This is a genomic window from Paracoccus sp. (in: a-proteobacteria) (assembly GCF_030538655.1).
Lineage (GTDB): Bacteria > Pseudomonadota > Alphaproteobacteria > Rhodobacterales > Rhodobacteraceae > Paracoccus.
The window spans coordinates 156779-166020 of record NZ_JAUNTO010000005.1; the positions used below are offsets into that span (position 1 = coordinate 156779).

The 9242-nt window shown below is 67.4% G+C and carries 7 protein-coding genes; 5 read left to right on the forward strand and 2 right to left on the reverse strand.

The features are described 5' to 3' along the window. Positions 1–2: 2 nt before the first annotated feature. Genes Q4G22_RS05485 through Q4G22_RS05500 form a run of 4 tightly spaced genes read left to right on the forward strand, consistent with a single transcriptional unit; the run spans position 3 to position 6334 of the window. Positions 3–722 carry a response regulator gene (locus Q4G22_RS05485; protein ID WP_303384896.1) on the forward strand — a complete coding sequence of 240 codons (720 nt, stop codon included), beginning with the start codon at positions 3–5 and terminating at the stop codon, positions 720–722. Continuing rightward, positions 722–1543 carry a uracil-DNA glycosylase family protein gene (locus Q4G22_RS05490; protein ID WP_303384897.1) on the forward strand — a complete coding sequence of 274 codons (822 nt, stop codon included), beginning with the start codon at positions 722–724 and terminating at the stop codon, positions 1541–1543. Before Q4G22_RS05485 ends, Q4G22_RS05490 begins: the two co-directional genes overlap by 1 nt. A gap of 35 nt (positions 1544–1578) precedes the next feature. After that, complete coding sequence (locus Q4G22_RS05495; RefSeq protein WP_303384898.1) at positions 1579–2940, forward strand: efflux RND transporter periplasmic adaptor subunit; 1362 nt, start codon at positions 1579–1581, stop codon at positions 2938–2940. Then, positions 2933–6334: an efflux RND transporter permease subunit gene (locus Q4G22_RS05500; RefSeq protein ID WP_303384899.1), complete on the forward strand. Its 3402-nt coding sequence runs from the start codon at positions 2933–2935 to the stop codon at positions 6332–6334. The genes Q4G22_RS05495 and Q4G22_RS05500 overlap by 8 nt, the downstream gene beginning before the upstream one ends. Here the strand turns inward: Q4G22_RS05500 and Q4G22_RS05505 are convergent. After that, positions 6282–7061, reverse strand: a complete 780-nt coding sequence (locus tag Q4G22_RS05505; RefSeq protein ID WP_303384900.1) for a protein-disulfide reductase DsbD domain-containing protein — start codon at positions 7059–7061, stop codon at positions 6282–6284. The genes Q4G22_RS05500 and Q4G22_RS05505 overlap by 53 nt on opposite strands. 90 nt (positions 7062–7151) lie before the next feature. Between Q4G22_RS05505 and Q4G22_RS05510 the strand changes: the two genes are divergently transcribed. Further along, positions 7152–7739, forward strand: coding sequence for a YqgE/AlgH family protein (locus tag Q4G22_RS05510; protein WP_303384901.1), 588 nt, complete (start codon positions 7152–7154; stop codon positions 7737–7739). A 23-nt stretch (positions 7740–7762) separates the two neighbouring features. Here Q4G22_RS05510 and Q4G22_RS05515 read toward each other — a convergent pair whose 3' ends face one another. After that, positions 7763–8659, reverse strand: a complete 897-nt coding sequence (locus Q4G22_RS05515; protein ID WP_303384902.1) for an alpha/beta fold hydrolase — start codon at positions 8657–8659, stop codon at positions 7763–7765. Between the last annotated feature and the right edge of the window lie 583 nt (positions 8660–9242).

The following is a 9242-nucleotide window of genomic DNA, read 5'->3' on the forward strand; positions in this document are numbered from 1 at the left end:
CAATGACCAGCGCCGCCCCGGCTGCCGATACGCATATTCTGATCGTCGATGACGACGAACGGATTCGCACCCTGCTGCGCCGCTTTTTGCAGCGGCACGGTTATTTCGTGACCGCTGCCCGCGATGCCGCGCAGGCGCGGCGGCTGTTGGGCGGCCTGGAATTCGATCTGATCGTGCTGGATGTGATGATGCCGGGCGAGGATGGCTTTTCCCTGACCCGCGATCTGCGGCGGCGCATCACCACGCCGATTCTGCTGCTGACCGCCAAGGGCGAGACATCCGACCGTATAACCGGACTGGAATCGGGGGCCGATGACTATCTGCCCAAGCCGTTCGAGCCGCGCGAGCTGTTGCTGCGCATCGCCGCGATTCTGCGCCGGATGCCTGCCGCCGAGATCGCTCAGCCCAAGTTTCTGACCATGGGCGCGCTGCGCTATGACACGGAAAAGGGTGATCTGTGGTCGGGGGATGCGCCGGTGCGTCTGACCGGATCGGAAAGCGCGTTGCTGCGGCGGCTGGCCGCCAGCCGGGGCCAGCCGGTCAGCCGCGCCGAACTGATCGAGGATCTGGGCCGTGGCGCGCCCGGCGACGAGACTGAAAACAGCGAACGTGCGATTGACGTGCAGATCACCCGCCTGCGCCGCAAGCTGGAACCCGACCCGCGCGAGCCTCGGTTCCTGCAAACCGTGCGGGGCACCGGCTATATGCTGGTGACGGATTGATGGACGGGGGCCGCTGGGACGATCTGGACGCGGCTGCGGCGCTGGCCCTGCTGGAATGGCAGGTCGAGATGGGCGCGGACGAACCCGTTCTGGATGCGCCGCTGGACCGTTTCACGGTGGCGGATCGTGCGCCTGCCACGCCGACAGCTGCCGGGCCGGTCGCCCCCCCCCCCGCGCCCGCCGCCATTGCCGCTGCTGAACCGGAACTGGATATGCTGGTGGCCGAGGCGCAGCGCATGGCCGAATCCGCGCAGACGCTGGAGGATCTGGCGGCGGCACAGGAACGCTTTGACGGGATCGAGTTGAAAAAGGGTGCGCGCCGCTTTGTCTTTGCCGATGGCAACCCTGCCGCCCGTGTGCTGATTCTGGGCGAGGCGCCGGGTGATGAAGAGGACCGTCAGGGCCGCCCTTTCGTGGGCCGCGCCGGGCAGTTGCTGGACCAGATGTTCGCCGCTATCGGCATGGCACGCGATCATGTTGATGCCACGCGGGCGCTGTATATCACCAATGTTTTACCGTGGCGCCCGCCGGGCAACCGTGACCCGTCAGATGCCGAAATGGCGATGATGATGCCCTTTGTGCGCCGTCATATCGAACTGGCCGCGCCCGATCTGGTGGTGCTGATGGGCAACACGCCCTGTCAGGCGGCGCTGGGGCGTCGCGGCATTCTGCGGCTGCGCGGCACCTGGACCCAGGCTTTTGGCCGCCCGGCCATGCCGATGACGCATCCGGCCTATCTGCTGCGCAACCCGGTGGCCAAGCGGGATGCCTGGGCCGACCTGTTATCGGTGCAGGCACGGCTGGAAACCGTTTCCGTTTAGGTTCCGTTTGGCCTAGATCGGGCAAACGAGGTTTTATGCGCTTTCTGATCCGCAGTCTTGGCGGGCTGGCGATTGCCGCCCTGACGGTTGCCCTGCTGTTTTTGGCGGGGTTTCAGTTGTGGCAGGCGCTTGAGACGCGCCGCGCGGGGCCGGGGGGCGGTCGGCCGGTGGCGGAACAGGTGTTCACCACGCGGCTGGTCGCGCTGGTGCCGCAGGTGCAGACCCCGGTGATCGAGGTGTTTGGCACCGTGCAGGCCCGCCGCTCGGTTCAGTTGCGGGCGCAGGCGGCGGGGCGGATCGTTCAGCTTGACCCGGCCATGCACGAAGGTGGCACCGTGTCCGCCGGGCAGTTCCTGCTGCGCATCGACCCGGCCCCGGCGCAGGCGCAGGTCGCCGTGGCCGAGGCCGCGCATGAGGCCGCAGCGGCGGTTCTGGCCGAGGCGCAGAACGCCGTTGGCATCGCCCGCGACGATCTGACCGCGGCCGAGGAACAGGCGGCGCTGCGCCGCGCGGCGGTGGCGCGGCAGGAACAACTGGCCGGGCGTGGTCTTGGCACCAGCGCCGAGGCGGAAACGGTGCGGTTGGCGGCCTCGACCGCCAATCAGGCGGTGCTGTCGCGTCGCTCGGCCTTGGCCAGTGCCGAAGCGGCGGTGGATTCGGCCACCATCAGCCTGCGCCGCGCCGGGATCGACCTGTCCGAAGCGCGGCGCGCGCTGGATCAGACGGCGATTTTCGCGGGCTTCGACGGGCAGATCACCAATGTCACCGCGTCCGAGGGCGGGCTGGTGTCGGTCAATGAACAACTGGCCGAACTGATCGACCCGGCGGCGTTAGAGGTGCAGATTATCCTGTCGCTGGATCAGTTCGCGCGGCTGTCGGCGGCACCGGGCGGGCTGGCTGGCACGCCGGTTCAGGTCATGCTGGATGGCTCGGCGGGGCGGATCGCGGTGCCTGCGGTGCTGGACCGGGCGGCGGCATCCGTGGCGCAAGGGTCGGCGGGCCGCACGGTCTTTGCCCGGATCGAGGGCAGCCAGTCGGGCCTGCGCCCCGGTGATTTCGTATCGGTCGCGATTGCCGAGCCGCCGCTGGAGGATGCGGCGGCGATCCCCTCGGCGGCGCTGGGGGGTGACGGGACGGTGCTGGTGGCTGATGACAGCGGGCGCTTATCTTCGGTGGTGGTCCAGGTGCTGCGGCGTCAGGGCGATCAGGTGCTGATCGCTGTGCCGCAGGGGCTGGCCGGTGCACGGATCGTGGCCGAACGCGCGCCCCAGCTGGGCACGGGTATCCGGGTGCGCGACGCGGCGGCCCCGGTGGATGAGGCAGAGGAGGCAGGCAGCGGCGCGCCGTCCGGCAACGGGCGGCAGGCCCGGCAGGGCGCGGGGCAGGGCAATGGCTGACCGGGGCCGCAGCCAGGTGCCGCCGGGGCGCGGTATCCTGTCGTTATTCACCCGCCACGCCACATTGGCCAATATCGTCATGGTGGTGATGATCGTCGCCGGCCTGCTGGCCGCGCCACGAATGCGATCCCAGCATTTCCCCGATTCTGTGGTGCAGACGATCAGCGTTTCCGTTCAATGGGACGGGGCCGGGGCCGATGACGTGGATCGCGCCATCGTCGGTGTGCTGGAACCGGCACTGATGGGGGTCGAGGGGGTGGCGAACACCACGTCGCGCGCGGTCGAGGGCGCGGCGCGTCTCCAGCTGGAATTCGAACCCGGCTGGGACATGTCACGCGCCATGACCGAGGTGGAAGCCGCCGTCGATTCTGCCGGTCGCCTGCCTGACGGGACCGAGACACCGGAACTGACCCGTGGCGCGTGGCGTGACGGGGTGGCGGATGTGGTGATCTCTGGCCCGGTCAGCGTCGATCAGCTTGGCCGGTTCGGCGATGATCTGTTGACCCGACTGTATCAGCGCGGCATCACCCGCGCCACGCTGGCCGGGGTAGCGGCCCCCGAAACGCTGGTCACGCTGCGCGCTGCCGATCTGGAACGCCATGATCTGACGATGGAGCAGATCGCCGCCGTGATCTCGGCCGCTGCCACGGCCCGTCCGGCGGGCGAGGTGGCATCCGGCGCGGCGCGGGTGCGCACCGGGGCCGAGGCGCGCGACCCGGATGCGGTGGGCGCACTGGTGCTGCGGGCGCAGGCGGATGGCGCGAACCTGCTGATCCGCGATGTGGCGCAGGTCACATCCTCGGGCGCGGCGCGGGCGGTGTCGATGTTCGTGGGCGATGATCCGGCCGTGATCGTGCAGGTTCAGCGGTCTGCCGCGGGCGACGCCATCGCCATGCAGCGCGAGGTCGAGGCCGTGCTGGACGACATGCGCCCCGGCCTGCCGCAAGGGGTGGAACTGACGCTGGTGCGGGCGCGGGCTGAACAGATCGCCGGGCGGCTGGCGCTGCTGGTTGACAATGCCATCATGGGGCTGGCGCTGGTTCTGGGGCTGCTGTTTCTGTTTCTGAATGCGCGCACCGCGATCTGGGTGGCGGCGGGTATTCCGGCGGCGATGCTGGCGGCGATTGCGATGATGTATGCGTTGGGCATGACGCTGAACATGATTTCGCTGTTCGCGCTGATCCTGACGCTGGGCATCGTGGTGGATGATGCCATCGTGGTCGGCGAACATGCCGATTACCGGGGCCGCAAGCTGCGCGAACCGCCGGTGCTGGCCGCAGAACGCGCCGTGAGACGGATGGCGGCGCCGGTGATTTCCTCGACCCTGACGACGGTTATCGCCTTTGCCGGGCTGATGATGATCGGCGGGCGGTTCGGCACGATGGTGGTCGATATTCCGATGGTGGTCGGGCTGGTGCTGATTGCCTCGCTGGTGGAATGTCTGCTGGTGCTGCCACATCATATGGCGCAGGCTTTGGCCGCCAGCCGTCAGCCGCGCTGGTATGATGCGCCCTCGCGGCTGGCGAACCGGGGGCTGGACTGGTTTATCCGGGCCGTGATGCGTCCGGCGACGGCAGGGATCTGGCGGTTGCGCTATCCGGTGTTGGCGGGGATGCTGGCGCTGTTTGCCTGGGCGGCGGGCGCGCTGATGACAGGCCAGGTGCCGTGGCGGTTCTTTGATTCGCCCGAACAATCGTCGATCAGCGGCAATTTCGCCATGCTGCCGGGGTCGGACCGCGACGACAGCCTGCGGGTGATGCGCGCGATGCAGGCCGCCGTCGATGATCTGGGCCGCGAATACGAGGCGCGCTATGGGCTGAACCCGGTGGTTCACACGGTCGCGCAGATCGGCGGCAATATGGGGCGCCCGCTGCCGGGGGCGGAAACCATCGACGCCGATCTGCTGGGCGCGATCCAGATCGAGCTGATCGACACCGACCTGCGGCCCTATTCCAGTTTCGAATTTCTGATGGCGGTGCAGCAGGCGATGCCCGACGATCCGCGGCTGGAACAGATCAGTTTTCGCGGCGCGCGCTCAGGCCCCGGTGGTGATGCGATTTCGGTGCAGATGACTGGTGCGGATGCGCAGCGGCTGAAAGACGCCGCCGAGGCGCTGAAGGCCCGGCTGGCCACCTATCCCGAGGTGTCGGCGCTGGAAGACTCGATGTCGGTGGACAAAGAGGAAATGGCGCTGGAACTGACCCCGCAGGGCCGTGCGCTTGGCTTTACCACCGAGGCGCTGGCCGCCGAATTGCGCCGCCGTCTGGCCGGGATCGAGGCGGCGACCTTTCCCGTCGGCACCCGCAGCGGCACGATACAGGTGGAACTGGCCGATCAGGAACGTCGCGGCGATTTTCTGGACCGGATGCGGCTGCGCGCCCCCGGCGGGCAATGGGTGCCGCTGGGCGATATTGTCACCGTCACCACCCGCGCCGGGTTCTCGACTATCCGGCGCGAGAACGGGCAACGGATGATCCTTGTCACGGGCGACATCGCTGGCGACGATCCGGGCGCGGCGGCGACCCTGACGCAACGGATCAGCGCCGAAATCCTGCCCGAGATCGCATCGGTTTATGGTGTCGATTTCCAGATGACCGGGCTGGCCGAGCAAGAGGAAGAATTTCTTGGCGATGCCTTGCTGGGGTTCGCCATGGCGATGCTGGGCATCTATGTGGTGCTGGCCTGGATCTTTGCTTCGTGGAACAGACCGTTGATCGTCATGTCGGTGATTCCCTTTGGTCTGATTGGTGCGATCTGGGGGCATTATTTGTGGGGGCTGCCGATGACGATGTTTTCGGTTGTCGGGCTGGTCGGCATGTCGGGCATCATCATCAACGATTCCATCGTGCTGATTTCCGCCGTTGACGAAAAGGCGGCCTTGCGCGGGCTGCGCCCCGCTGTGATCGACGCCGTGGCTGAACGCTTTCGCCCGGTGATGCTGACCACCGCCACCACGGTTCTGGGCCTTGCACCGCTGCTGTATGAACATTCGTCGCAGGCGCTGTTTCTAAAGCCTACGGTGGTGTCGCTGGCCTATGGGCTGGGGTTTGGCATGATCGTGGTGCTGCTGGTCGTGCCCGCCGTGCTGGCGGTGGGCAATGACATCGGCAAGGCGCGGCGGGCGTTCCGGCGTGGCTGGCACAGCGCCGAATTGTCGCGGCCTTTGCGTGTTGGGGCTGGCGTCGCGGCGGTTGGCTTTGCCGCGACGATCCTGCCGGTGACGCTGTTGCCGGCGGCGGGGGTGACGCTGCCCGCGTGGTGGCCGGTGCCGGGATCGGCGGGGCAGGCTTTTGCGTGGTATCTGGGCGTGGTTGCGCTGGCGCTGTTGGCGGCGGTGCTGGTCAGCCTTGCGGGGCGCAGCCGCGATACTCGGTCGCGCCATCCGGCTGAATAAGCGTCAACACGATCTGCGCCGGGTCCAGATCAAAGGGCTTGCCTGTGAGCGGCACGAAATCGGTGGTCACGGTCTGCCCTTCGATCACCGCGCCGGATGCCCAGACAGATGGATCGCCCGCCAGTTCCATCGCTGCGATATGCGGCGCGGTATCACCGGGCAGGGTCAGCGCCACCTGCATCCCGTCGCGGATCGGGCGCAGGGTGCAGGCGGGCGCAGGCCCGTCGGCGCGGGCAGGCACTTGCGCCATGGCGGCGCTGATGCGGGGATCGGGCGCAGCCCCGGCCTGCGGCGCGGCCAACGACAGATGCGCCGGAACGCAGACATTTTCGCACAGGCCAAGGTCGATGCGGGCGGCCAGATCGACGCGGGCCATCGCATCCACCGGGGTGGCGGTCAGCGGCAGGATCAGCCGGTCGTGATAACCCAGCGTGAGGGTGCCTTCGGAATCAATCGCCTCGGGCGCGGGCCAGTGCAGGGTGACAGCGGCCAGATTGGCCGACCCGCTCCAGTCGAATTCGGGCGGCAGGCCAGTATCGCCGGGGCTGCGCCAGTAGGTTTTCCAGCCCGGTTCCAGCACCAGTTCCAGCGCGGCGATCCGCTGGCCCTGCGCATCGGTCCAGCCGGGCAGCAGGCGGGCCGAGACAAGGCCGGGGGGCAGCGCGTCTTGCGCGATTGCAGGCAGGGCCACGCAGGCCAGCAGAGTGGTCAGGATCACGGGTTTCATGCCGCAACAATAGGCGCAACGACACAGCGGGTGAAGTCACATCACCGCAAGCCCTTGCAACAGGGCGGGGCAATGATGATCTTGGGGGGCATGGAAAACAACACAAAAGCAGATGAAACCAACCTGACCGGCAAGGTGCTGATCGCCATGCCCGGCATGAGCGATGCCCGCTTTGCCAAATCGGTGGTGTTGATCTGCGCGCATTCCGTCGATGGGGCGATGGGGCTGGTGCTGAACCACCCGCTGCCTGAACTGGATTTCGCCGATCTGCTGGAACAGCTTGGCATTGACGCTGATGCCGGTTCGCGCGGGATCGAGGTGCGTTTTGGCGGGCCGGTCGAACCGGGGCGCGGCTTTGTGCTGCATCGTGTGCCCGAAGGCGGTGCCGACCCCGAGGGGGTCTTGCGCATCGGATCGCGGCTGGCGATGACCACCACCCGCGACATTCTGGAAGACATCGCCCATGGCAGCGGTCCCGACACCGCCTTTCTGGCGCTTGGCTATGCCGGTTGGGGGCCGGGCCAGCTTGAGGCGGAAATGGCGCAGAACGGCTGGCTGACCGGCGAAGGCGCCGACGATCTGATCTTTGGGCGCGCGCATGATGGCAAATGGGCCTCGGCTTTGCGGGCGCAGGGGATCGAACCGTCGCTGCTGTCGGGCAGCGCCGGGCGGGCCTGAGGGCGGCCGGGATGCCGGGCCAGTCAGGCGCGCAGCAACCCGGTTACATCCGATGGCAGCGCGAACAGCCGTGACCAGCGTGGCGTTGGTCGCACCGGCAGCGCGCTACGCAGCAACCCCAGCGGCACGGCCCATGGCTGGCGCAGCGCGGTGCGATAGAAATCGAACACGCCGGGCCGCAGATAGGGCGACCAGTGGCACAGGCGCGCGGTGCGGCGGCCCATACAGAACCCCAGCCCCGCCAGCACAGCCAGGGTGTCGGCATCGTCGATCTGCACGTCGATCCAGTTTCGCGCCGGTTCCGCCAGACCAAAGCCCAGCGTCTGCCGCTGCAATCCGCCCAGCAACAGTTCCATGCCGAAATCGAACAGATCATTCTCGCGCGAGGTGACGTTGATAATCTCGGCCCGCTGACCGGCGGGGCTGGCCACGGCATTGGCGGCGGCGCAGCGGAATTCGGCGGCGGCCAGCAGAATGGCCCGGCTGACCGTGCCGGGGGTGACATGGTGCAGCGCCGACAGCGCCACCCGCGCCCCCAGCGAATGCCCGATCATCGCCACCGGACGACCCGCGCGCTGCGCCAGCATGTCGATGCCGTGCGCCAGCGATTGCCCGGCGGCATCCGCGCGCAGATAGGCCGAGCGCAGGCTGCCCCGCGCCTCCCAGCCAAAGGCGATGGCCAGACCCTCGCCGCACGGGCTGCCAAAGCCAAGCGCACGCGGCCATGACATTGCCCGGCGCGAGATCAGATCCGGGTTCAGCGCCAGAATATGGCGGTGCGGATCGGCATCAGGCGCGGCGGGGGAAAAGCGAAAGCCATGGATCATCACGATCACCGGTGCCCCTTGAGGCAGTGCGGCAGCTGCGGCAAGTGCCGCATTATCAGGCAACTGACCTTCGTTGATCCGTATCAGCGTCATCGCGATACCTTGGCGCAGATTTTGCCGATTTCCTGCCACGGGGATGCAACAGCATCGTGACGCAATCGTTAAGGCGGTGTGAAACCGCTGCTATCTGCGTAATCCCGGCGGCTTGCCACCCGGCCAACCAGACCGACCGATTCATTTTGCCATTGAAGTTGACCGGCTTACGCACTTATGTTGCGAACATGCCCTGCACGCGGATCAACCCGTGGCTGCATGTGGCAGACAGTTTCGCGGCGCGCTGCCCCTGATTTGTCCACATACGGACAGCAGGCGGCGCGCGGAAAACCCGGCCCGGCGGCACAGTTTTCTGTGCGGGGGCAGATTCACCGCTGTGGCCCATGCCGCAGCCAAAAAGGTAACAGACGCGATGGAACGCGCCCTGATGTGGACAGCAAACGACAGGCAGGCCCCGCGCCATGCCCCGTTTCCGGTCACATCAGACGCCGCGCCCGCTTCCCGCTCAATACGCTCCGCCCGATTTTCTGCCGCGCTGTTTGCAACAGCGGCAGGGTGCCGGGGGGCGCGCGAAAGATATATGAATGGCAAAGAAAATGCTGATCGACGCCACCCATGCCGA